This window comes from Acinetobacter sp. M5A5_2a (assembly GCF_053345265.1).
The window spans coordinates 122,693-148,012 of the sequence record NZ_JBKEZV010000010.1 but is presented as its reverse complement, the minus strand read 5'-3'; the positions used below and the strand labels follow the sequence as shown (position 1 = coordinate 148,012).

Annotated in this window: 18 protein-coding genes and 6 tRNA genes; 10 read left to right on the top strand and 14 right to left on the bottom strand. The window is 38.2% G+C overall.

The genetic code is table 11. From position 1 onward, the window contains the following. The first annotated feature begins 11 nt into the window (after positions 1-11). From yccS to ACLBWE_RS14265, 4 genes are all read left to right on the top strand, one after another. On the top strand, positions 12-2,186 hold the full coding sequence (yccS, locus tag ACLBWE_RS14280; RefSeq protein WP_151743390.1) for a YccS family putative transporter: 2,175 nt from the start codon (positions 12-14) through the stop codon (positions 2,184-2,186). A 100-nt stretch (positions 2,187-2,286) separates the two neighbouring features. Then, positions 2,287-2,862, top strand: coding sequence for an SdpI family protein (locus ACLBWE_RS14275; protein ID WP_005036343.1), 576 nt, complete (start codon positions 2,287-2,289; stop codon positions 2,860-2,862). Between the two features lie 155 nt (positions 2,863-3,017). Beyond that, positions 3,018-5,600, top strand: a complete 2,583-nt coding sequence (locus ACLBWE_RS14270) for a PepSY domain-containing protein (RefSeq protein ID WP_447603643.1) — start codon at positions 3,018-3,020, stop codon at positions 5,598-5,600. Between the two features lie 114 nt (positions 5,601-5,714). Then, positions 5,715-6,500, top strand: coding sequence for a YdcF family protein (locus ACLBWE_RS14265; RefSeq protein WP_348949989.1), 786 nt, complete (start codon positions 5,715-5,717; stop codon positions 6,498-6,500). A 468-nt stretch (positions 6,501-6,968) separates the two neighbouring features. Here the strand turns inward: ACLBWE_RS14265 and ACLBWE_RS14260 are convergent. The 8 genes from ACLBWE_RS14260 to ACLBWE_RS14225 form a co-directional block, all read right to left on the bottom strand. Beyond that, positions 6,969-7,044 (bottom strand) — tRNA-Val (locus tag ACLBWE_RS14260). 66 nt (positions 7,045-7,110) lie between these two features. Further along, positions 7,111-7,187 (bottom strand) — tRNA-Asp (locus ACLBWE_RS14255). A 36-nt stretch (positions 7,188-7,223) separates the two neighbouring features. After that, positions 7,224-7,299 (bottom strand) — tRNA-Val (locus tag ACLBWE_RS14250). 89 nt (positions 7,300-7,388) lie between these two features. Then, a tRNA-Asp gene (locus ACLBWE_RS14245) sits at positions 7,389-7,465 on the bottom strand. Positions 7,466-7,513: 48 nt separating this feature from the next. Continuing rightward, positions 7,514-7,590: transfer RNA gene (locus ACLBWE_RS14240), tRNA-Asp, on the bottom strand. Positions 7,591-7,614: 24 nt separating this feature from the next. Further along, positions 7,615-7,690 (bottom strand) — tRNA-Val (locus tag ACLBWE_RS14235). A 207-nt stretch (positions 7,691-7,897) separates the two neighbouring features. After that, complete coding sequence (elsL, locus tag ACLBWE_RS14230; protein WP_133747778.1) at positions 7,898-8,401, bottom strand: cell wall-recycling L,D-carboxypeptidase ElsL; 504 nt, start codon at positions 8,399-8,401, stop codon at positions 7,898-7,900. Between the two features lie 158 nt (positions 8,402-8,559). Continuing rightward, a complete protein-coding gene (locus ACLBWE_RS14225; protein ID WP_045435412.1) occupies positions 8,560-8,919 on the bottom strand; it encodes a YbaN family protein in 360 nt (119 codons plus the stop codon). A gap of 103 nt (positions 8,920-9,022) precedes the next feature. Between ACLBWE_RS14225 and ACLBWE_RS14220 the strand changes: the two genes are divergently transcribed. The 3 genes from ACLBWE_RS14220 (at position 9,023) to dapE (ending at position 11,432) form a co-directional block, all read left to right on the top strand. Continuing rightward, positions 9,023-9,904 (top strand): DUF1853 family protein, encoded by an 882-nt coding sequence (locus ACLBWE_RS14220; RefSeq protein ID WP_348949986.1) that lies wholly within the window; start codon positions 9,023-9,025, stop codon positions 9,902-9,904. A 122-nt stretch (positions 9,905-10,026) separates the two neighbouring features. Next, positions 10,027-10,170 carry an entericidin A/B family lipoprotein gene (locus ACLBWE_RS14215; protein WP_003655297.1) on the top strand — a complete coding sequence of 48 codons (144 nt, stop codon included), beginning with the start codon at positions 10,027-10,029 and terminating at the stop codon, positions 10,168-10,170. Between the two features lie 125 nt (positions 10,171-10,295). Next, positions 10,296-11,432, top strand: coding sequence for a succinyl-diaminopimelate desuccinylase (gene dapE, locus ACLBWE_RS14210; protein WP_056483376.1), 1,137 nt, complete (start codon positions 10,296-10,298; stop codon positions 11,430-11,432). Between the two features lie 35 nt (positions 11,433-11,467). On the opposite strand, the gene ACLBWE_RS14205 is transcribed toward dapE, so the two are convergent. The 6 genes from ACLBWE_RS14205 to pilG form a co-directional block, all read right to left on the bottom strand. Further along, positions 11,468-11,935: a hypothetical protein gene (locus tag ACLBWE_RS14205; protein ID WP_004639007.1), complete on the bottom strand. Its 468-nt coding sequence runs from the start codon at positions 11,933-11,935 to the stop codon at positions 11,468-11,470. After that, entirely contained in the window at positions 11,935-16,440 is a 4,506-nt protein-coding gene (locus tag ACLBWE_RS14200; RefSeq protein ID WP_447603639.1) for an Hpt domain-containing protein, read from the bottom strand. Before ACLBWE_RS14200 ends, ACLBWE_RS14205 begins: the two co-directional genes overlap by 1 nt. A 148-nt stretch (positions 16,441-16,588) precedes the next feature. Further along, positions 16,589-18,670: a methyl-accepting chemotaxis protein gene (locus tag ACLBWE_RS14195; RefSeq protein ID WP_017392491.1), complete on the bottom strand. Its 2,082-nt coding sequence runs from the start codon at positions 18,668-18,670 to the stop codon at positions 16,589-16,591. A gap of 42 nt (positions 18,671-18,712) precedes the next feature. Beyond that, positions 18,713-19,249, bottom strand: a complete 537-nt coding sequence (locus tag ACLBWE_RS14190) for a chemotaxis protein CheW (protein WP_005036322.1) — start codon at positions 19,247-19,249, stop codon at positions 18,713-18,715. 59 nt (positions 19,250-19,308) lie between these two features. After that, positions 19,309-19,671 (bottom strand): response regulator, encoded by a 363-nt coding sequence (locus tag ACLBWE_RS14185; RefSeq protein WP_005036319.1) that lies wholly within the window; start codon positions 19,669-19,671, stop codon positions 19,309-19,311. Between the two features lie 23 nt (positions 19,672-19,694). After that, positions 19,695-20,078, bottom strand: coding sequence for a twitching motility response regulator PilG (gene pilG, locus ACLBWE_RS14180; RefSeq protein ID WP_000389061.1), 384 nt, complete (start codon positions 20,076-20,078; stop codon positions 19,695-19,697). 285 nt (positions 20,079-20,363) lie between these two features. On the opposite strand from pilG, the gene ACLBWE_RS14175 reads away from it, so the two are divergent. The 3 genes from ACLBWE_RS14175 to ACLBWE_RS14165 all read left to right on the top strand — a co-directional run bounded on the left by ACLBWE_RS14175 (position 20,364) and on the right by ACLBWE_RS14165 (position 25,294). Continuing rightward, positions 20,364-21,002, top strand: a complete 639-nt coding sequence (locus ACLBWE_RS14175; RefSeq protein WP_447603633.1) for a hypothetical protein — start codon at positions 20,364-20,366, stop codon at positions 21,000-21,002. 68 nt (positions 21,003-21,070) lie between these two features. Next, complete coding sequence (locus tag ACLBWE_RS14170) at positions 21,071-22,180, top strand: efflux RND transporter periplasmic adaptor subunit (protein WP_447603765.1); 1,110 nt, start codon at positions 21,071-21,073, stop codon at positions 22,178-22,180. A 15-nt stretch (positions 22,181-22,195) separates the two neighbouring features. After that, positions 22,196-25,294: an efflux RND transporter permease subunit gene (locus ACLBWE_RS14165; protein ID WP_447603631.1), complete on the top strand. Its 3,099-nt coding sequence runs from the start codon at positions 22,196-22,198 to the stop codon at positions 25,292-25,294. Positions 25,295-25,320 lie beyond the last annotated feature (26 nt).

Genomic DNA, 25,320 nt, shown 5'->3' with positions numbered 1-25,320 from the left:
AAGGACTTCCTTTGAAATCTTGGTTTAAACGCCTAAAAAGAGCGACTTATAACACAACATTTATGTATAACGTGCGAATGCTGATAGCCTTTTCAGGAACTGCTTTCGTGCCTTATTTTCTGGGCTATCAATTAGCAACAATTCCACTTACTTTAGGTGTGGTTGCAGCCGGTTTAAGCGATATTGATGATCGCTTTTCAGTACGAATCATGAACCTGATTTATACTTATATTGGGTTCTTCATTACCGCCGCTTCCGTACAATTACTTTTCCCCTACCCAATGGCTTTTGCTTTGGGATTGATTGCTTCGTGTATTGGCTGGATTTTACTGGGTTCATTAGGACGTCGTTACGCAACCATCTCTTATGGATGTTTGGTCGTTTCAGTATATACCATGTTGGGCGTTCACCTCTTTGACCACTGGTACATCCAACCCGCCCTTTTAGTTGCAGGTGCTGCATGGTATGGCTTAATTGCAACTATTAGTTTTTTACTATTTCCGGTTCGACAACTACAAGACAAACTGGCTGCATCTTATGCATCCCTAGGTGATTTTCTATTTGCAAAATCAAATTTGTTTGATGTAGATATGACTGCCGCCAGCTATCAGCAAAGTATGATCGAGCTGTCATTAGAAAACGGTAAGTTAATTACGATTTTTAACGACTTAAAAACAGCTTTATTAACTCGTTTAAAAGGCGACCGTGGGCAAAAAGATACACGCCGAAGCTTACATTATTATTTTGTCGCTCAAGACATTCATGAACGTGCTGACTCCGCTCATATCGACTATCAAAAGTTAGCCAAAATTTTTCAACACAGTGATATTTTATTTAGATTCCAGCGAATTTTGGCGATCCAAGGCAAAGCTTGCCAAGAGTTAAATGAATGTATTTTGCAACGTAAACCTTATAACCATAATAAAAGGTTTAAACAAAGCTTTGAAAACCTACGCCTTTCTTTAGAGAAGCTAAGACACGATCAGCATTATGACCTTTTATGGGTAAATGCGCTTTTCGCTTTATACCAAAACTTAAAATCTATCGACTCCCAGTTACTCAACTTGGAAACTGAACAACACATTCAATCTGATAAAGTGAAACAAGCCGAAAACCAGCTTAAAGATGATGATTTACAAGGATGGAATGATATTGTCATCCGGATAAAACAAAATTTAACTCCCGAATCTGTGCTGTTCCGCCACGCGATTCGTGTATCGATTGTTTTATTTATTGGATATGTGCTCATCCAAATGACCCATATTGAATATGGCTACTGGATTATGCTTACAGCTCTATTTGTAAGCCAACCTAATTTTAACGCTACCAAGCGTCGCTTACGTCTACGAATTGTTGGAACATTAGTTGGGATTATTGTAGGTCTTGCGATTATCTTCTTAATTCCTTCAACTGAAGGGCAACTATTCATGTTGATATTAAGTGGAGTCCTGTTTTTTGAATTACGCAGTAAGCAATATGCGCAAGCAACTGCTTTTATCACAATTCTTGCATTAATTAACTTTAATCTGGACGGTTCAGCAATGGCTGCGGCCATTCCAAGATTTTTAGATACCTTAATTGGTTGTGCTTTAGCTTGGTTTGGCGTGACATTTATTTGGCCCGACTGGAAGTTCCGTCGTTTACCTCGCAACATCAGACGTTCATTACAAGCTCAATGTAATTATTTAGCTGAAGTTGTGAAACAGTATCATGAAGGCCGTAATCATGCGCTGAATTACCGAATTGTACGTCGAGCTGCACACAATACAGATGCTGAAGTAGCTTCACTTATTTCCACTTTAGCGACTGAACCAGACTTTGACCCAACTCGTAAATCCGATATTTTTGAATTTTTATGTTTAAACCATACATTTTTAAGCTATATCGCGGCACTTGGAGCACATCGAGAAAGCCTTCAGGATCAAGCTGTTCTTAAATTATTGGACCAAGCACTAGATGATATTCAAGGAGCTCTCTTAAGAGATGAGATGCCTGATCTTACAGCACAAAATATGCTCCAAACGATACGTCAGCGTCTAAGCCAAAATGATGAAAATGACCAAAAATCACTCATTATTTTACAGCAGCTCTCACTCATGCTTGGTGTGTTGAACCGATTTAGTATGTTAAAACAACGTCTAAGTCATGATCTTGATAATGATGCCAGTGAGCTTGCATCATTATAAATTTGCCTCGGAATTTAGTATTAAATTGGCATAATATCCTTTCCTGACTTATGCCAATTAGTGCTAAACTTAAAACAGTTTACAATTTGTTATTTGCACTATGACCGCGAAAACTTTATACGCTTATACGCTTCAGCCTGTTCCCTATGACGTGTCAGAAGCTGAACAACGTAATGCACAGCTTCTTATCTGGCGCAGCACCAATAAAATCAGCACAAAAATTTGGGCAATTATGGGTGTAGTTTTAGCCCTAGCTATATTAGGTCTTATTTTTATTAAGAACTACTCTACTGTTTTTTGCTGGGTTGCTATTGTCGCTGTAGTACTTTACTACCTAGGTCGTAAATACGGATTAGAATGGTACGTTAAACGCAAAATGAATGAATTTCCGGTACAGGAAATCAAAGGTATTCGTTTAGGCGTGCAGCCTCATGGTATTGTGATGCGCCAAAAAATGGGCCAACAAGAAGGCGTTGGTACAATTGGATGGAAAAATATCTACGAATGGTACAATGGACCTGATTTCATTTTGGTAAATTTCAAAGTAAAAGATCCAAAAGGCCAAGAACAACAAGGTGCTTATATTTTACCTAAGCGTATGGATTCTAAAAACTTCTCGTTCAATACGATTCGCACGCATTTAAAAGAAGCTGTAGGCGAACCGAAAACTCTGTAAGTTTTAATTTCATAAAAAGCCTCCTTATGGAGGTTTTTTATTGCAGTAAAAACAAATGATAATGAAAATTAATATTATCTCCAAAATCCATATTATCTACTCAATCTTCGGCTATACTTCGTTACAAGATCTCCATCATATTTACATTTTCGACCATGTTTAAAAAAATTTTATTTCAAATTCATTGGTTTCTGGGTATTACTGCTGGCCTAATCTTATCCATTATGGGTGTAACAGGTGCAATTTATTCTTATGACCAACAAATTTTAAAATGGGTAAATTCTGATAGTTATGTTGTTCAAGCTGAAAGCACTCCAAAATTAACCCCTGCTCAGCTATATCAACATTTCAATACGACTCAGCCTGAAATTAAAATTAATAGCATTACGATTGCCAAGGATCCGACCTCCTCTTCTACTGTCAATATTGAAAAAGAAGGTGAACGCCGTGGCTATAATATGATGGTGAATCCTTATAACGCTCAGGTTCTGCCCGATGTTAAAGGCAGAAAACTGTTGTTATTAATACAACAAATTCATCGTAATTTAACCGCAGGCGAAGTTGGCAAGCAAATTACTGGTGCCTGTGCGCTCATGTTAATTTACTTTGTACTGAGTGGATTATATTTACGCTGGCCTAAAAAGCATTCTGCCCGTCAATGGCTCGCGGTTAAACCAAAATTGAAAGGCCGAAATTTTATTTGGGATCTACATGCTGTTGTCGGCACATGGGTCATTGTTTTTTATCTACTATTCGCATGTACAGGCCTATATTGGTCTTATGACTGGTGGCGTAGTGGCATGTTCAAAGTGATGGGCGTTGAACAACCTAAGCCACAAGGTCATGGCCCCGCTCCTCAAAATCGAGGAATGCAACAAAATAAACGATCTGAGCATAATACTGATAAAAAATCAGAGCCTCAGTTAGATAATACTCAGCTCATTACAGTACTTAATCAAACATGGAGTGGATTCAATAGTCAGGTCGGACGTGATTATTCGACGCTAACATTGAACTTACCTAAAAAAGATGATGGAAAAATTGAATTAAGTTTTGTCGATGCTACGCCTCAACACGAACGTGCACGCAACCAAGCCATCTATAATTATCAAACTGGCAATATTGAAAAGATGGAGCTTTACGAAGATAAAAAGCTTAATCAAAAAATCATGAGCAGTATGTTACCTGTACACCGTGGTAGCTTCTTTGGACCAATTTATCAATTCGTTGCGATGCTTGCTTCATTGGCAATGCCTTTATTCTTTGTTACAGGGTTGATGCTTTATCTTAAACGCCGCAAACAGAAAAAGTTAACACAGGCGGCTCGTCAGTCTTTAGCTGGGCAATATATTGATCCAAATGCAAAGCCTTGGCTTATTACCTACGCAACTCAAACTGGTGTAGCAGAACAACTTGCTTGGAGTACAGCAACAAGTTTACAAGAAGCTCATCAACCAGTTCTGGTTAAACCTGTACAGCAGCTAACACAATCTGATTTAGAGCAGCATGAGCAGGTTTTATTTGTAATCAGTACATATGGTACTGGTGATGCTCCCGACCTTGCTACAAGCTTTGCTAAAAAGCTTTTAAAAGCAAATCTGGACCTTAAGCACATGAACTATGCTGTTTTAGCGCTAGGTTCTAAAGAATATCCTGATACTTATTGTAGCTTTGGTCATACAGTAGATGCCTGGCTTAAAACTAATGGTGCTCATGCCCTCTTTAATACAATTGAAGTTGATAATGTAAACCTATCGGATATTCAAAACTGGAATCAATCACTTGCGAAAGCAACTAAATTAGATTTGCATGCTGTAAATTTAGAAAAAGTTTTTGATACATGGAAGTTACAACAACGTGACTTACTCAATCCAAATAGCTTAGGGCAACCTGCTTATAATATTGAGCTTAACGCAAAGCACGAAGCAATATGGCAAGCTGGTGATATTGCTGAAATTCAGTCTGGTAATAGCCCTGAACGTATTCACGCATTCTTGCAGAAGCATCATATTCTTAAAAATGCAAAAGTTGACTCATTAGAGATTTCAATTGAGAAAGCGCTTTGGAATAAAGACTTAACTGGTGAAATTGAACCATTTGCTAATCTAGATCATTTATTAGAACAACTTCCTACTCTACCAACACGCGAATATTCAATTGCCAGCATTCCTTCTCAACAAGTACTTCGTTTAGTAGTTCGTCAACAGCATGATGCGTCTGGTAATTTAGGTTTAGGTTCTGGATGGCTCACTCAACATACGCAAGTCAATGATGAAGTTGCTTTGCGTATTCGCACCAATGAATCATTCCATCTTATTGATGACAACCGCCCTATTATTTGTATTGGTAACGGAACCGGTATTGCAGGTTTAATGAGCCTGTTACATACACGTACTCGTCATGACTACACTGAAAACTGGTTAATCTTTGGTGAACGTCAAAGAGCATGTGATTTCTTCTATGCATCAACAATTGAAGCATGGCAAACAACAGGAATGTTAAAACGCCTAGATTTAGCATTTTCCAGAGATCAAGAACAACGCGTGTATGTTCAAGATGTAATCCGTCAAAATGCAGAAGAACTAGTAAGCTGGATAGAACGCGGCGCTGTTCTCTATGTCTGCGGTAGCATTGATGGTATGGCAAGTGGAGTCGACCAAGCACTGATTGAAATTCTAGGTGATGAACAGGTAGATGAGTTAAGACAACAAGGCCGTTATCGCCGCGATGTTTATTAAAGGCCAATAAATCAGAAAACCGAGTAATGGCACAGATGCTTTACTCGGTTTTTTATTGCATTCAAAATGATTTTGCATAAACTGTCTGCAATTTAAATTGCAACTGTAAACACAATGCAAGTCAGTAAGTGGATCCGTATTTTCCTAGCAATCATTGGTTCGATTTTATTTCTGGATGGGTTAATTTTAATTTGTCTCAATAAAATTAATGTCGGCACAATTATCCCTTTAATTTTGGGCGCCTTTTTCTGCCTCTATTCTTTATTCTATTATCATTTAGAGCGTTTCTTCTTCTATCATTACCGCTTACACACACTTTGGCGTTTTGGTTGGTTATGCCTCTGGATATGGTTAATTAGCTTAGGCTATTTCTTTGATTTTATTAAAGAGAATAAAGAGACAAGTCAAACTCTGCCCCCAGTAAATGCAATCATTGTATTAGGTAGTGGGGTAGAAAATGGTCAGCCATCCAAAACTCTTGCAAAACGTTTAGATACAGCTGCCCCTATTGCTCTAAAACAACTCCAAGCAAAAGTTGTTTTAACAGGCGGTCTTGATTTTTCAGAAAATGAAAGCGAAGCATTAGTAATGTCTCGTTATCTAGAGCAACATTATCATTTAGCAAAAGAACGAATGATACTTGAAGATAAAAGTACAAGTACTGAACTTAATCTAATGAATAGTAAACCACTATTAGCACAGCACTACATTACCCTCGACCAACCGATAGCTATTGTGACAAGCGATTTTCACACTCCACGAGCAGCAGCTATTGCTAAAAAACAAGGTTATACGCAAGTTTATACAGTGGCGGCTGAAACACCATTAGCTACTCGCTACAATTCTTGGTTACGAGAATATTTCGCTTTTGCAAGTGGATGGTTTTTTAACGAATATTAAGAATGACTTATTTCAAAACTGCTATTAAAAAATAGCAGTTTTTTTACGCAAGAAAGTATTGTTATTGGTTAGAAATAGATCTAGTAAGCTTATGAAATATATAAAACTCTATTTGAGTCATTACATGGCAAATTTAATATGAGAAAAATTTATTCAATAGAAATATAAAATAAATTTTTTAAGAAAATTTTAGGTGAAATAATTTTAGTCTACAACTCAGGCAATCACTTTTAAACACAGTTAGGTTTTAAACCTATAGCCCCAAATTAAATAACATAAAAGTCATTTATCCAAATAAAAAATAACTTAACTAATGATTTTCAGTCAATTGGAGATATAAACTTTGAGCTTTAGAATAGAACAACTAAATTTAGAGTGACTTAGATAAAGAATTCAAATATAGATTGAGAATTATAGATAAATAAGCAATTTAAATATTAGAAAAATTTAACTTTCGGAATGAAGTAATGGTGGGCGCTGACGGGATCGAACCGCCGACATTCTGCTTGTAAGGCAGACGCTCTACCAACTGAGCTAAGCGCCCTTAATGAGAAAAGATAACGAATGTATCTTTATACTCTACATTCTCTAGACAAGGGAATCAAGAGAATGGCGCAGCGGACGGGGCTCGAACCCGCGACCCCCGGCGTGACAGGCCGGTATTCTAACCAACTGAACTACCGCTGCACTACAATACTTTAAAATAAAGTATGGTCACATATATGGTGGGCGCTGACGGGATCGAACCGCCGACATTCTGCTTGTAAGGCAGACGCTCTACCAACTGAGCTAAGCGCCCCAAGAAGAAAAAATTAATTATTCATTAATTTTTTGATATAAGATTTTTACATCTCAAATCATCTTCCAAACACAACCCGAACTGAAAAGTGGCGCAGCGGACGGGGCTCGAACCCGCGACCCCCGGCGTGACAGGCCGGTATTCTAACCAACTGAACTACCGCTGCACTTTCACAATATCGAAATTGTGGGGTAAAACGATGTTAAGTCTTAAGTGGCGCAGCGGACGGGGCTCGAACCCGCGACCCCCGGCGTGACAGGCCGGTATTCTAACCAACTGAACTACCGCTGCACTTGAGAGCTTAACGTAAAGGCTTGGTGGGCGCTGACGGGATCGAACCGCCGACATTCTGCTTGTAAGGCAGACGCTCTACCAACTGAGCTAAGCGCCCTTTAACGTCTTCATCGTTTGTGAGGTGCATTATAGAGAATCTTTAACAGGTGTCAAACGCTTTTCGACTTCTTTTTAAAAAAATGCGAATGAATGATTAAAAATAAGTCATTATTAAGTAAAAAACAATTTTTTGTATTTTATTTAAACACTTATTTCAATATTTTCTGCATTTACACCGCTAACCAAGAATAGAGAAAACTCGCACTCAGGTTAAAGATTGTTCAGATAAATAAACTAATGCATCTTCAGCAACTAAATCAAATAGCTCAATGATTTCTTCATTACGCATTCGAACACACCCATGTGACATTGGCACCCCCATTGGTTGTGTGTCTGGAGTTCCATGAATGTAGATATAACGTTGCATAGTGTCGTGGCCTTCCCCTTTATTAAACCCAGTCTCTAGACCATCTAACCAGAGAATACGAGAAAGTATCCAGTCTCGCTCAGGATATTGCGCAGCTAACTCAGTGCTATAAACCTCCCCTGTTGGCTTACGTGCGATAAAAACTGCATTTTTGGGAGACTCTGCACCAATTTTCTTCGCCACCCTATGCCATCCACGTGGTGTTCTACCCGTGTTTTCCTGCTCACCAATTCCATTCTTTCCTGTAGAAATGACATAAAATTTATTATGTTTAGGCAAAGTTAATGTTTGGTTTGCTAAATCGATGAGAACATCAGCATCTTCGAACTTAAATTGAGACATTGAACTTATTCTCTTATATCAACTCAAATATTTTGAGTTTAGCTAAAAAATTATTGTAAGGGCTTCTCTTGCATTGAAAATAAAAGATTATCAATCTTCTTTTATCTACGCGCAGTTTCACTGCTTGTCTTGCGCCAAAATAAAAGATTATCAATCTTTTATTTTGGCTCAGGGCGTAGCCATAACCAAACTGCAACGATGAACATAGTAATATCAGTAAAAGCCTTGACCAAAAGTGGCGCTGAAGTAAATAGCATTATAATTCCGCTAATTGCCATCATTATGCTTGCAATCCACTTCGCTTTACGAGGTACTGTGCCATTGGCTCGCCAATTACGTAATGTTGGTCCATATTTAGGGTGATTTAACAACCAATCATCCATTTGTGGCCAGCCTTTTGAAGCAGCCCAAGCAGCCAGAATCAAAAACACTGTTGTCGGCATACCTGGTAAAATTGCTCCAATAATGCCTAGCGTGATAAAAATCACGACTAAAGAGCGCCAGAACAATGTTCGCATATATAAACCTTAACCTGCTGTTGGCGTTAGTATAAAGTGTTTTTCTAATGTTTTTTGTTGATCCGTTATGAAATTAGGATGAATTACTTCGAGTATTAAATGTATGAATATTGCCTCAGTTAAAACCTCCTATTTCGAACCATGGCTACAATTTCAACATCCTATAGTTCGACAGCTCGCATTTTGTATTGCTAGTCCAAATTTACTTTCCCAACTACCAAAAAGTCTATTTATACAACATCATTTTAAGCTACATCCAACCGAAGTATGGGAAAGTCATTTTCAAAATTATTTGCCCCGTTTAAAAGAGCTCGATCAGTCCCCAGAGCCTTTAATTCAGTTTTTATCTCAACTTAAAAGTACACGTTTAGGTTTACGCTTTGAGCATCTACTCTGGTTTTGGCTACAAGAGGATCAATACCATCCCTATCAATTATTGGGACATAGTATTCAAAAAATTGAGGGGGCAAAAACATTAGGCGAGCTGGATTTTTTAATTTTAAATAAAGACACTCAAAAAATTGAACATTGGGAGGTCGCCTTAAAATATTATCTCGGTGAAGCAGATTTACATTTAGAACAATGGATTGGCCTGAACCGTCAGGATACTTTAAGCAAAAAGCTTTACCACTTTACCAACAAACAATTTCAATTTCTTGAAGCATTAAACTTTGAAATTCATCAACGCTTTGCAGTTTTAAAGGGACAACTTTATCTGCCTTTAGATTTAAATTTGCAGCAGCCCCTACCTGACTGGATCAATTTAAAGCGTCGTTTGGGATATTGGGGCACCACAATTCCTCATTCTTCTTTTTATCGATTAGAAAGGCACGAATGGCTGTGTCCAAATAAACAACCTAGTTCAGACCCAGCACATTGGTGGACAGACGGTTTATATTGTAAAAATGGTCAGGAAGTTCTGTTTTATATGTTTAGACACCCTTCACACTTAAAATTTAAGTCCAACATGCAGAAATTTAAATAATTAACAAGAAATTTAAGATTCTAGACACATTTTATAACGTTTTTACTATTAAACAGTCATGTTTCTTTTTCCGTTTGTTTTTTAATCTAAATTTACTTCATTATTAAATTTAAACGGAGAAAATGATGAAAAAAGTTTTAGCTGCTTCTGTAATGATTGCTGTTGTTTTAACAGGCTGTAATACGTTTAAGGGTTTTGGTAAAGATGTTTCTAAAGCAGGTGATGCTGTAACGAATACTGCTGAAAAAACACAAGATAAAATGTAAGTTAGAGTTGTCACTAAAAAACCTTATCATTCCGATAAGGTTTTTTTATTTTTACGTACCCATCAGGTAGAGATTCGCCTATTATATCGGACTATATTTCACCTGATCAGCACGCAATTTCCGGTATGAACCATTCAGATACTCTCTCGCTTAGCCTAGAACTTTTACAACAACCTTCTGTTACTCCAATTGATCACACTTGCCAGACCATCATGGCAGACCGTTTAAGCCAAGTTGGTTTTCATATTGAACCAATGCGTTTTGGTGAGGTAGATAATCTCTGGGCACGTCGCGGAACTGAAGAACCTGTATTTTGTTTTGCAGGTCATACTGACGTAGTCCCAACAGGTAAGTTAGAAGCGTGGAATTCAGACCCATTTGCACCTGAAATCCGCGATGGAAAATTATATGGTCGCGGTTCGGCAGATATGAAGACAGCTTTGGCAGCTATGGTTGTCGCATCTGAGCGTTTTGTAGCAAAACACCCAGACCATAAAGGATCTATCGCATTTCTGATTACTTCTGATGAAGAAGGTCCTGCGGTTAACGGTACGGTCAAGGTTATTGAGACTCTTGAAGAACGTAATGAAAAAATTAAATGGTGTTTGGTCGGCGAACCCTCAAGTACTCATAAATTAGGTGATATTGTTAAAAATGGGCGTCGTGGTTCCCTCAATGCTGTATTAAAGGTCCAAGGTAAACAAGGCCATGTGGCTTATCCACATTTAGCACTAAACCCAATTCACGAAGCATCACCTGCTTTAACAGAGCTATGCCAAAGCGTTTGGGATAATGGAAATGAATATTTCCCAGCAACATCATTTCAGATTTCAAATATTCATGCTGGAACTGGTGCAACCAACGTAATTCCAGGTACTTTAGAAGTTACTTTTAACTTCCGTTATTCAACAGAAGTGACGGCTGAACAGCTTAAACAACGTGTTCATGAGATTTTAGATAAACACGGTTTACAATATGAAATCGTTTGGAATCTCTCTGGTTTGCCTTTCCTGACTCCAGTTGGTGAACTGGTTAATGCGGCTCAAACTGCGATTTTAAATGTAACTGGCACTGAAACTGAGCTTTCAACAAGTGGTGGTACTTCTGACGGACGTTTTATTGCTCCAACAGGCGCACAAGTATTGGAGTTAGGGGTTCTTAACGCAACAATTCATCAAATTAATGAACATGTTGACGTACATGACCTCGATCCACTGACTGATATTTATGAGCAAATTTTAGAAAATCTATTAGCTAAATAAAAATTAAAAAGGAACTCAAATTGAGTTCCTTTTTTTTATAAATGAAGCGAATTTTGGATATATTGCAAATTAGGAACGTGGTAGCGTTGATTCTCCATACGCACATATTTAAATACAGTTGGATGCTGCAAAGAGTCCTGTATATCTTCATTTTCATCTACGACTTCAGAAATACGCAGACGGACTGAAACTGGCATCGATTTACATATGAGTGCAAAACGTTGGCTAATATCTTCACTTTCAATAACTAATGCCACCGCTCTCGAATCAATTTCATTATGCACTGTATAGACTGGAAGTTTTACGTCATGCCATTCAATATGCTTGATACCATTTTTAACATCCATAGCTGATAACACTATGTTTTGAGGCAATAGCATCGGCACTTGCTGATCACATTCAATAATATATGCATCAATAAAACCAGTTGAAACAGTAATTAAATGTTGAAGTTCTTGCTGATCCATTTCATTAATTAAAGATGTACTGATATGACTCTTCATTAGGCAAGTTCCTCTTCACGTATCGTGAAAAAAGCATCAATATTGTGAAGTAAATCTTCTTCTTGGAAAGGTTTACCCATGTATTGGTTAACCCCTAAAGTAAATGCTCGTTCACGGTGTTTTTCGCCAGTTCTGGATGTAATCATAATGACTGGCATATCTTGATGTAGATCATGATGTCGTACGAGGTTAAGTACCTCAAAGCCATCCATTCGCGGCATTTCAATATCAAGCAACATCAGATCTGGTTTAATATTTTCCAACTGCTCAATTGCATCAATACCATCTTTAGCAGTGACTACGTCATAGCCCTGACGTTCGAGTAAACGAGTCGTTACCTTACGGACTGTGACAGAGTCATCTACAATCATAATGAGACGGCGTTCATCAGACTCACGTTGTCTATAGATAGCTTCATTCAGCTGCTTATGTCGGCGGGTAGACTGAATTTGGCGAGCAATATTTTGTCCATCTAAAATTAGACAAACTTGACCATCACCTAAAATAGTTGCGCCTGCAATCGCACCAATACTAGAGAACTGCTGCCCGATTGGCTTGACCACAATCTGCGCACGTGAACCAATAAGCTGATCAACCAATAATGCAATTGTTTGTCCATTATTGGTCTTAATCATTAATACTGGTAGTGAATACATCATCCCGCTTAAACGCGGAATCGGTTGATTACCAACAAACTCAGATAAATAACGTAATGGATAGCGTTTATTTTCAAATTCAAAGAATTCTTGTGCACTTCCAAAATACTGTTCTAATGATGTTGGTGAAACTCGAACAATTCGATCAATTTGAGCCAAAGGAATTGCAAATTGTTGATCAGCAACTTTAACCATTAAGGCATCACTAACAGCTACTGTGGTTGGAACGCGTATTGTAAAGATTGTTCCTTGCCCATACACAGAGTCGACACTCACATGTCCGCCCAAAGCTTTAATATCACTTTGTACAACATCTAGTCCTACACCACGACCTGAAATCTGAGTGACTTGATCGGCCGTACTTAACCCTGGATGGAAAATCAACTGTAAAATATCTTGATGTTCTAATACTTGTTCAGGATTAATCAAACCAGATAATAGGGCCTTTTGACGGACCTTCTCGATATCAATACCTCGGCCATCATCCTTAAATGTAACAACAACATCCGTACCTTGACGATGAATATTCAGTTCAATACGTCCAGTTTCTGGTTTTCGCGCTTGTTCACGTTGCACACGATCTTCTAAACCATGGTCAATTGCATTTCGAAGCATGTGCTCAAGTGGTGTAACCAAACGTTCTAGCATTGTCCGGTCTAATTCACCTTCGGTATTATTAACAAAAAGCTCTGCTGGTCGATCCAATGCAGTAGAAGTCTGCCTCACAATTCTTTGTAAACGAGGTAGCAATCGAGAAAATGGTACTAATCGTGTTCGCATTAGGCCTTCTTGAATTTCGGCCTGAATACGTGACTGTTGTACCAGCAAACTTTCAGTGTCTCTGATTTTTTCAGATAATGTATTTTTAAAATCCACTAAATCCGATGCAGATTCGGCAAGTGATTTCGATAATTGATTCAATGAAGAATATTGGTCCATCTCTAGAGGATCAAATTCTGTATAACGAGAGTGCTCAATACCGTGTTTTGCAATAATCTGACTTTCTAATTCGCCTTCCATTCGACGTAACTGGTCTGCTAGTCGTTGAATGGCTAATTCCATTTCCACTAACGTATGACCAAATTGACTGAGATCCATTTCAATTCGTGAACGGTTAATCGAATTTTCACCAGACAAATCAATCATTTTCTCAATTAAATCTGCCGAAACCCGGATCATCTCATTATTTTGTTCAAGATGTCGCGTTTGTTCCCATGCCCCCATCATTGGCGGTGGTTCTGCACCATCACCTTGCACAAAGCTCATTACAGGTTCAGTGCTAAATAGATCCGTTCTAGTCAACTTACTTGGAATTTGTATTGCAGTTTCAATAAACTGAATATTTTCTAAACTTTGTTGTAAACCATCGAAATGTTGATAATTTTGCTTGAAAATTGCCTCTTTTAACCAAACAATCGCACTCTCTAACAAGTTGTCATAAATATTTGAGCTAAAATGATAAAGCGCAAATTTTTCAAAAGCATTTTCAAGTTGATAAGCAATCGCTTGTACGGTTTCAAGTCCCACCATACGGGAACCACCTTTCAAGCTGTGCACTGCCCTTTGTAGCTGAAGCAAGATACTACGATTGGTACGCTGCTCAAACCACTGCTTTAATAGGTGATCGGCCATCTCTAACAGCTCGGCCGCTTCCTCCATAAATGTCTGCTCGACAACAGAGTCAATATCCTGATCTTGGATACTGTCTGTATAGCCTTCTGCATCAAAAACTTGTAATTCTGTGTACTCAACAAGTCTATTATTAGACTCAACAATCTGCTCAAAATTAGAAGTTAACTCATGGAGATTTAACGCAGTATTGTGTATAGCTTCTTGTTGTAATACTTCAAAACTTAATTCTGGTACAACATCTTTTTCAGACTCTGCTTGCATCTCTTTAGCAGCAGACCCGAGTGAATTATATACCTTACCTGCATTCTTAAGCGCTTGAATAGTATGAGAAGCAGCATAATCTAGGTGCTGTTCACGTACTATTTGTAGGCGATCAGCTAAATCATCTTGAACCAGACGAATAAAATCAATGAGAGCAGATGAAGTAATTAACTGTCTTTGAATTAAGCGCTCATAAATACTTTCTAGTTCATGTGCAATTAAACCAATATAATTTGCCTGAATCATATTTGCCCCACCTTTTAAGGTATGCAAATAGCGCATCAGATTATTAAGAGCAGCAAAGTTCTCTTGATCATTAACCCAAATATTAAGATCTGTATCCATTCCTTCAAGCAACTCATCGGCTTCTTCAAGAAAAATATCTAACAGTTCTGGATCAAAATAACGGTTTACGTGCTCAGTAGACATGAACTGCCGATCTAAATGCACACTCTGACTCATGACTACATGATCAGTTAGTATACTTTCGATAGATGCTGAAGATTCATTTGCTGTTTGTTCTACATCAGCACTAAAGAGTGACTCAACAACTTCCTGATGACTTTCTAATGGTTCAGAATTAAGGCTTGGAATATATTGGGTATATAGTTTTAGCTCTTCCAAAATATTTTGGTGTTGCTCAATAATACTAACTCTTTGGCCCGCAGCTAATGCATCAAATAACTGAATTAATTGTTGATGTGCTTTCTGATAAATTTCAAAAACATAATCTGAGTGTAATAAATCAGGTCGATCAAGCAATACGTCATAGCTATCTTTCAGCTGGTTCGTATATTCATATAAACCAACCATGGCCTGCGACTGAGTATGTTGCAATAACAAATCAGCTTGTTCACTTAAACGTTCAAGATAATGAGGAAACTCAGAACGAATTCCCTTTTCAAAATCCAACTCTGCATCAAGTAATTCTGAAACATCTAGCTGTAACAGCTGAGATACTAAACCATGTGGAGGCGTGAGCGGGCTCGCATGCTCCCCATGTTGTTCCATATAAACATCCCAAACCTGATTGAACTGTTTCAGGTTAGAGTCTAATTGCTCATTAGAGCAATGCACAGCCAATAGATCTAAACAATTTCGAATAAACTGACGGTAATCACGGAGTAGTAAAATTTCTTCTGAATGAGAAGATAGCTCTTCTTGTAATAGGATTTTAAATAAATGCTCAACTTTAGTACTAGCATCAAAAATTGCTTCTACCTGAGCCATTGCCGAGCTGCCGCGCAACGTATGTAATGCACGGATTAATGCATTGTAACTCTCGTGCTGATGTATTTCTTGTTCTAAGAACTGATCGATGGTCGCTAAGTGCTCTTCCGCTTCTTCCATAAATAAAACTAAGGTTTCAGCAAGGTTATGTTCACTTTCTATGGCGGTTTCTAGAGTTAAATTATCTGATTCCTGTTCTAAATCACCCACCTCTAAACCAGTCTTAGTTTCCGCAGTGAGAGTATCCGACAATAATAAAAGTTCTTCTAAAGCAGGCTCTAAACTTTGCTGTTGTTGTAATTGTTGTCCCAATAAAATAAGAGGTCTAAAATCTACTGCATGTTCCTTTTTAGATTTAAAGTCATCTACTAATTTAAAGAAATAGAACTTAAATACCAACTGAACATATTGTTGGACGTTAGGAGTTAATGTGAGACTCTCATTGATTACCCGATTAAGCGTATCTTCTACAGTCCAAGCAAGCTCAGCAGAGGATTTCGCTGCAATCATTCGCCCTGAACCTTTCAAGGTATGAAAATGGCGACGGATCTCAGTCAGCGTAGCAACATTTTTAGATTGCATCCATTCATGAATCAAAGATTGTAATTCAACAAAAATTTCTTCAATTTCTTCAACGAAGATATCAAGAAATTCAGCATCTTGTTGAGAATAGCTATCTTCCGGTAGCATCATTGCTTCAGTTAAAGTTTTTAATATTTCTTTCATAGCAAAGGCTTCTTTTGCTTGTCCCCTAAATGGAGAAAAACGACAGAGTCAACACCAGATAAATAGCTGTGTCCCCAATACTTATCTGGTGTTGTTAATACTTTTTAGAAGAATAGCTAGTATAGAAACAGCTATCCTCGTCCCCAATTTAATCAGGTAATTTAAAGTCCGTTACCGATTCACGTAATGACTCTGCCATATTTGCTAATTCAGAAACAGAACGCGCTGTATCGAATGTTGCAGTTGTCGTTTGCGAAGTAATTTCTTGTACGACGGTCATGGTTGTAGCAATGTGACTCGCAGATGCAGACTGAAGTTTTGCTGCATCAGAAATGTTGGCCATCAAGTTTGCCAAGTCACCAGATACTTTTTGAATCTCGTCCAAGGCAATACCTGCATCTTTTGCCAAGTTCGCTCCGCGCACAACCTCAGTGGTTGTTTGTTCCATTGAAATAACAGCTTCATTCGTATCGGTCTGAATTGTTTTAACCAGAGTTTCGATCTGTTTAGTTGCCGATGCAGAACGTTCTGCAAGACGCTGTACTTCGTCTGCAACCACGGCAAAACCACGCCCTGCTTCACCTGCCATAGATGCTTGAATTGCTGCATTTAATGCAAGAATGTTTGTTTGGTCTGCAATGTCATTAATTAGCGATACGATGTTACCAATTTCTTGTGAGGACTCACCCAAACGTTTAATACGTTTAGAGGTTTCCTGAATCTGTTCACGAATCGTGTCCATACCTTCAATTGAACGGTTTACTACTTGTGCTCCATTAGAAGCAATTTGTACCGAACGTTCTGCTACTTCGGTAGATTCAGATGCATTTGAAGATACTTGGTCAATTGATTGCGCCATTTCATTCATTGCTGTTGATGCGCCAGCAATTTCTTGTGCCTGATGCTCTGATGCTTCTGCCAACTGGTTAGTAATATTTTGTGTATCCTGCGTATAGCGGGCAACTTCCTGTGAAGTTTCATGAATTCGGGATACAAGATCACGTAATTGGTCAATCGCGAAGTTAATCGAGTCGGCAATCGCTCCAGTAAAGTCCTCAGATACCGTTGCATATGAACGCAAGTCACCATCTGCCAAGTCGGCGATTTCATCTAGTAAACGTAAAATCGCGTTTTGGTTACGGTCATATTCTTCTTGCAAGGTAGCTACACGTTGTTTATCTGCTTTACTACGAAGTGATAAAAGCTTTAAGACCGAGCTAATTAAGCCAAGAAGTGACAATGTAAGAAGTGCAACTAAAGTAAAGGCTTTCCAACCATAGTGTGTTTGCTCAGAAAGATTACCCAATGCAGATAACATCTCATCAGATTCTGAGAAGATCTCACCTGATGACTGACGTACGTTTACAATCTGATCTGTATGTTTAAGAACTGATGCCGCTGCAGATTTTAAAACTTGATCATACTCAGATTTAATACCTTCCAAAGACTCACGCACTTCTGGGGACTCAACTCTAGCAACACCCAATTCAGCATTTCCATTTAACTGCGCATTTAAATACACACCAAAGGTCTCAATATCGACACCAAAATCATGTGCTGAGGTCTGAGAGTTTTCTGTACCAACCAAAACGGAGTTAATAGAGCGTAAAATACGTTCTGCAATAAATACCTGGTTTTTAGCAATAATCACCTGATTGCTCGCTACTTTTTCGCGAACCATCTTATCGACCATCAAGTTATATTCAGCCTGAATCTCAGGAATAGAGTCACTAATCGAGATATTCATGTTGTATAACTGATTAATTACGTCCTGATGTGACGAGATCAAGTTAATGTCATAAGACAAAGCTTTCCACAGGACCGCAACCTTTTTGTATTCTTTTGAAGATGTACCATAAATATTTTCAACATCTTTCATATTTTCTGCAAAAAGTTTATTTGATTCAGCCAAGTCTTTCATGGCTTTAGGTGATCCAGAAGCCGTTGCTTCTGTAGCCTGTCTAGAAATAGTTTGTGACAATAAGCGCAACTCACCCAAACTACGCGTTAATTGGTTATGTCGAGGTACGCTATAAAATAAATAAACGAGCGAAGTTAAAGCAAATACTAAACATAACAACGCTACATAAAGGATAGGCTTGGACTTTTTACTTTCCCCAAATAAACTGGCGTATTGATCAATTTCCGACTGGATTTTTGCAATAAAATTGAGACCCGATTTTTCGGACGCAACACGATTGCCGCCTTTCTTTTTAAGCTTAAAGCCCATAGCTTCTCCCCAGAAAATACTCTGTTTTTCACAGCGTAAAAATTAGTTTATAAATTTTGTCGATGCATTCATGTAATGTGGGTTTTGCAATAAACGACTAAATAAAAAGACATGCCAATGCTGGTTATGTTGGTGAAAATAACCTTGGCAATAATCTTTTAGATTTTCCTCTAAGTCTAAGCTTTGAGAAAAAAAACTTTTTTTATTAAAGTGCTGAATCCCCAAGACCTGATCCACAACCAACCCCACATACTGGTCGTGATGGCTAATACATAACACTTTTTGGGCAGACGAAAATGTACTTCGTTGCCCTGAAATAAAATGAGCCAAATCAGAAACCGAAAGCAACCGCCCCCGAATGTTCGCCAAACCCTTCACCCAACTTTGAGTATTTGGAACTGGCGTATATTTCGGTGGATAGATAACTTCTGACACTTCCCCAAGTGGTGCGACGAAGTATTGCCCTCTCATTTCAAAAGCAATCCCTGACCATCGCTGTGCTTCATTTTGAACTGAAGCGTAATTCTTATTACCCCGTTTAGACAAACGAAGTAACTCGATAAATCCATTCGCTGCCATACTCGATCCTATAAAACGGGCATATAACCCCGTTATTTATGTTTTTATGGATGGATGAGTTACTTTAGAAATTGTTTAATTACATCAATCAATTGCTTTTCTTCGATAGGTTTAATCAGATAGTCGATTGCACCTTGACGCTTGCCCCATACTCGGTCAGTTGCCTGATCTTTAGTACTCACGATTACCACAGGAATATGCTTAGTGTCTTCATCACGGGTAATCTGGCGTGTTGCCTGAAAACCATTTACACCTGGCATGACAACATCCATTAACACTAAGTCAGGCTGTTCTGCTTTTGCCAAAGTTACACCATCTGCACCATTAGATGCTTCAAGTACGTCATAACCATGCTTGGTTAGAATTTCTTTAAAACGAAAAGTTTCTGTTGGTGAATCATCAACAATGAGAATACGTGTCATTTCTTTGCCCTTAAATTACTTAATTATGAACTTACGTGATTACGAATCGCGTTTAACAATTCATCTTTGCTAAAAGGTTTCGTCAAGTATTCATCTGAACCTACCACACGCCCTTTTGCCTGATCAAATAAACCATCTTTACTAGAGAGCATGATAACGGGAATGTTCTGATAATTTTGAGAGTTTTTAATCAAAGCGCAAGTTTGATAACCATCTAAACGAGGCATCATGATATCGACAAAAACAATATCTGGATTTGCTTCTGCAATTTTGGACAAAGCTTCAAATCCATCCACCGCAGTAATCACTTCACAGCCTTCTCGCTGTAATAAAGTTTCGGCTGTACGGCGAATGGTTTTTGAGTCATCAATTACCATTACTTTCAGATTTTGGAATGCATCTTCCATTTAATCTTCCATCCCCAATAAATATAAAATATAAATGCAATTTAACTTAAATTTGTTTTTACGCATTTATAAGCATTTTTAACATATCTCACGGTCTATTTTCAATGAGGCATTTTTGTCTACTTTCTCATTTATAAACAATAACTTTTAACCTCATCACACTTTAATTGAAATTATCATTTTTTTTATAATGACTATATTTTTATTCAGCTAAATAATAACTAATATAATAAAGATTAATTATTTAAAAATAAGCGATTTAGCTTTCTTTTCTGGGGATTTTCAATGAATGATTGGATGAAATATGCCTTTTATAGGAACTGCTTGTCTGTATCTATAGGCATTATTTCCTTCGGTTCACTCTTTTTCTGGGCTTCCACCCTTGCTATAGCCGATACTTCTAAAGTGGTCTGGTATCGTTATTATGATCAACGGGGTACGGCCAATATCAGTACATCAGTCACACCTGCTCATATTCGTTATGGTTATGAAGTTCTAGATCAAAATATGCAAGTGATTAAAAGAAACCATTCTTATAATGCGCAGACTGATTTAAATCAATCAAGTCAACGGGCATTATCAGCACGGCATAGAGAACTAGATATCAAATTAAAAAAAGCCTATAGCAATAGTAAGACAGCCACGATTAAAAGAGATCAAGCATTACTTGCTATAAAGAAGCAAATTAACTATCAACAGGAACAACTCGACCAGTTACAAGAAGACAAAATTTTATTTAAACGTCAAGAAATGGAATATTTCCGAAAGAGAGAAGTTATTCCTGAGCACCATAAGACGTTGATTGAAAACAATCTAAATAATATTTACAGGGTTAAACAAACACTTGAAACACTTTCCAAGACCTACAACCGTACCAATAGCGAGTATGAAAATATTATCGAACGTTTAAAAAAGCTTGAATAACTGTAAAGGTTTATCAAGAATAGGGGCAAAATAAAATTTGAATTATAGGATGATGCTGTATGCATAAAATGCATCTCACCCCTTCCACTATTTTTAAACTGAGTATTATTAGTTTATGTTTGATTTTAGCTGCATGTAATCAGCAAGAAACAACTAAAACAACGGCATCAGCTCCAGCAAAAATTGAACTCATTCCTCAAGACCTGATTGCAGTTAAAGAGGGAGCACTGGACTCTCAAACTGCTTTTACAGGAACGATTCGTGCGGTTCAGCAAAGTTCAATTCAGGCTCAAGTGAGCGCCACGGCGACCACTGTAACTACAAATGTTGGTCAACAGGTACAAAAAGGCCAAGTTTTAGTGAGATTGAATAATCAGGACAATGTTGCACGATTAGCCCAAGCGCGCGCCAACCTTGCATCAGCTCAATCACAAGCTGAACTTACACGCAATTTAATGAACCGAAAGCAAAGACTGTTTAATCAAGGGTTTATTGCTCGTGTCGAGTTTGAACAGAGTCAGGTTGACTACAAAGGCCAACTTGAAAGTGTAAAAGCTCAACAAGCCAATGTTGATATTGCACGTAAAGCTGATCAAGACGGAATTATTACCAGTCCAATTTCAGGTGTGATTACTAAGCGACAAGTAGAACCAGGTCAGACTGTATCAGTTGGTCAAACGCTATTTGAAATCGTAAATCCAGACCAACTTGAAATACAGGCCAAGTTACCCATTGAACAGCAGTCTGCGCTTAAGGTAGGGAACAGCATTCAATATCAGATTCAGGGAAATTCTAAACAATTAAACGCAACGCTTACTCGTATTTCACCTGTTGCAGATCAAGACAGCCGACAAATCGAATTTTTTGCAGTTCCTAAAGAAAAAATTGATTCGTTAAGCATAGGTGCTTTCATTAATGGAAATATTCTTCGTAGTGACACCAATCAAGGCCAAACGATTCCTTTAGACAGCATTCAAAATATACAACATGATCCTTTTGTATGGGTGGTACGTAATCACACCATCCAAAAAGTTAAAATTCGGGTGATTGAACAGCGTTATAACGACAATATTGCTTTGATTGATGGTTTGCAAAGCACAGATCTGGTAAGCCGTATTCAATTTGAAGATTCCGACATTAATAAAAAAGTGACGGTTACAAACGACAAAAATAAATAAGGTAGCAAATAGCGTATGTGGTTTACTCGAATCAGTGTGAAATACCCCGTTTTTACTATTATGATGATGATTAGCTTAATGGTACTCGGGTTAGCTTCTTGGAAACGGATGACTGTTGAAGAGTTTCCAAATATAGATTTCCCATTCGTAGTAGTCACTACAGAATATGCTGGTGCTTCACCTGAAGCGGTCGAATCAGATATTACTAAAAAACTCGAAGATCAAATCAATACAATTTCAGGCATTAAGCAAATTACTTCACGTTCAAGTGAAGGTTTTTCGATGGTCGTTGCAGAGTTTAACCTTGATACATCTTCAGCCATTGCAGCACAAGATGTTCGAGACAAAATTGCTCCCGTCACAGCACAGTTTCGTGATGAAATTGATACACCAATTGTACAGCGCTACGACCCTTCCTCTAGCCCGATCATGTCAGTCGTATTTGAATCTACTAGCATGAATTTGGCTCAATTAAGTTCATATGTCGATAAACGGATCGTGCCTCAACTCAAAACCGTTTCAGGTGTCGGTAATGTGAATTTATTGGGGGATGCCAAACGACAAATACGAATAAAAATTCTTCCTGAGCAATTGCAAAGTTACGGTATTGGCATCGATCAGGTCATTAATACGTTAAAAAATGAAAACATTGAAGTTCCGGCAGGAACCTTACAACAAAAGAACTCTGAACTGGTTGTACAGATTCAATCAAAGGTTATCCATCCCCTTGCATTTGGAGATTTGGTGATTGCCAATAAAAATGGTTCACCGATTTTCTTAAAACAAGTCGCAACTGTTGAAGACACTCAAGCAGAACTACAATCAAGCGCTTTTTATAATGGTAAAACGGCTGTCTCTATTGATATTTTAAAAAGTTCCGATGCCAATGTAATTCAAGTCGTAGATAAAACTTATCAAACTTTAGAGAAGTTAAAAGCTCAGATGCCTGCGGGTTTAAATTATAAAGTCGTAGCTGATAGCTCTAAAGGAATTCGTGCTTCAATTAAAGATGTTGCCCGCACTATTATTGAAGGTGCCGCGTTAGCAGTTTTAATTGTTTTATTATTTTTAGGCTCTTTCCGCTCTACCGTCATCACAGGTTTAACCTTACCCATTACCCTTCTTGGAACTCTAACTTTTATCTGGGCTTTTGGGTTTAGCATTAACATGATGACGCTTTTAGCCCTATCACTCAGTATTGGCCTATTAATTGATGATGCGATTGTGGTTCGGGAAAATATTGTAAGACATACAGAACTTGGCAAAGATCATGTCACAGCTGCCCTTGAAGGGACAAAAGAAATTGGTTTGGCTGTACTCGCAACTACGCTGACTATTGTAGCCGTCTTTTTACCTGTTGCCTTTATGGGCGGACTGATTGGACGTTTCTTTTATCAGTTTGGTGTAACAGTGAGTACCGCTGTTCTAATTTCAATGTTTATTAGCTTTACGCTCGATCCAATGCTTTCTGCTCACTGGAAAGATCCGGTCAAGAAAAAAGATAATTGGCTACAACGGTTTTTTGACCATATTTCTAATTTGCTAGATCGGCTTAGTCATGTGTATGAAAAGCTATTAAAACTTGCTCTACGCTTCCGTTTCATCACGGTGATTATTGCAATCGCTTCATTATTTGCTGCATTAGGACTTTCTAAACTCATTGGAACTGAATTTGTACCTACCCCAGATAAAGGTGAAATTCGGATTCAGTTCGAAACTCCTGTAGACGCTTCTTTGGAATATACCCAAGCAAAACTCCATCAGGTTGACCAAATTATCAGGCAATTTCCAGATGTTGTTTCAACTTATGGTGTTGTCAATAGTGGGGTTGATTCTGGTAAAAATCGCGCCGGTTTGGGGGTTACCTTAAAGCCGAAACAACAGCGAAACAAGGATCTTAATGCGCTCAATAATGAATTCCGTGATCGTTTGCAAACTGTAGCGGGCATTCGAGTTACGTCTGTTGCCGCAGCACAAGATTCTGTTTCGGGTGGGCAAAAGCCAATCATGATTTCTATTAAAGGGACAGACTTAAATGAACTACAAAAAATTTCAGATCGTTTTATCGCTGAAATGGAAAAAATTAAAGGTGTAGTTGATTTAGAAAGCTCTTTGAAAGAACCAAAACCAACTTTGGGTGTTCATATTAATCGTATACTGGCAAGTGATTTAGGCCTATCTGTTTCACAAATTGCCAATGCGATTCGTCCATTAATCGCTGGTGATAATGTGACCACATGGGAAGATCGGGATGGTGAAAACTATGATGTGAATGTCCGTTTAAACGAAAATAAACGTATGCTTCCGCAAGATGTTCAGAACCTATATCTCAACTCAAATAAAACCAATGCAAATGGACAAAACATTTTAGTTCCACTTAGCGCAGTGGCAACGACTGAAGAGAAACTCGGTGCTTCACAAATTAATCGACGTGATCTTGAGCGTGAAGTGCTCATTGAGGCAAATACATCTGGGCGTCCTAGTGGCGATATTGGCCAAGACATCGATAAAATGCAAAAGGCGTTTAAGCTACCTGCGGGCTATACATTTGACACTCAAGGTGCCAATGCCGATATGGCAGAATCTGCCGGATATGCATTAACAGCAATTACCCTATCGATTGTATTTATCTATATTGTTTTAGGTTCTCAATTTAATAGCTTTATCCATCCTGCTGCGATTATGGCCTCGTTACCATTATCACTCATTGGCGTATTCCTTGCCCTCTTCTTGTTCCAAAGCACACTGAACCTGTTTTCGATTATTGGCATTATCATGCTTATGGGTCTTGTCACTAAAAACGCGATTTTGCTTATCGATTTTATTAAGAAAGCGATGGATCAGGGTGTCAGCCGTTATGATGCTATTTTACAAGCTGGCAAAACCCGTTTACGCCCAATTTTAATGACCACAAGTGCAATGGTAATGGGCATGGTTCCATTAGCTTTAGGTCTTGGTGAAGGCGGTGAGCAAAGTGCACCAATGGCTCACGCTGTGATTGGGGGAGTGATTACCTCTACCCTATTGACTCTTGTGGTTGTACCCGTCATTTTCACTTATCTAGATGACTTGAAAAACTTTATGCTGCGTCAAACTCGACGATTCATGTCATAATGCAGCGATTATCGTATAATCTGCGT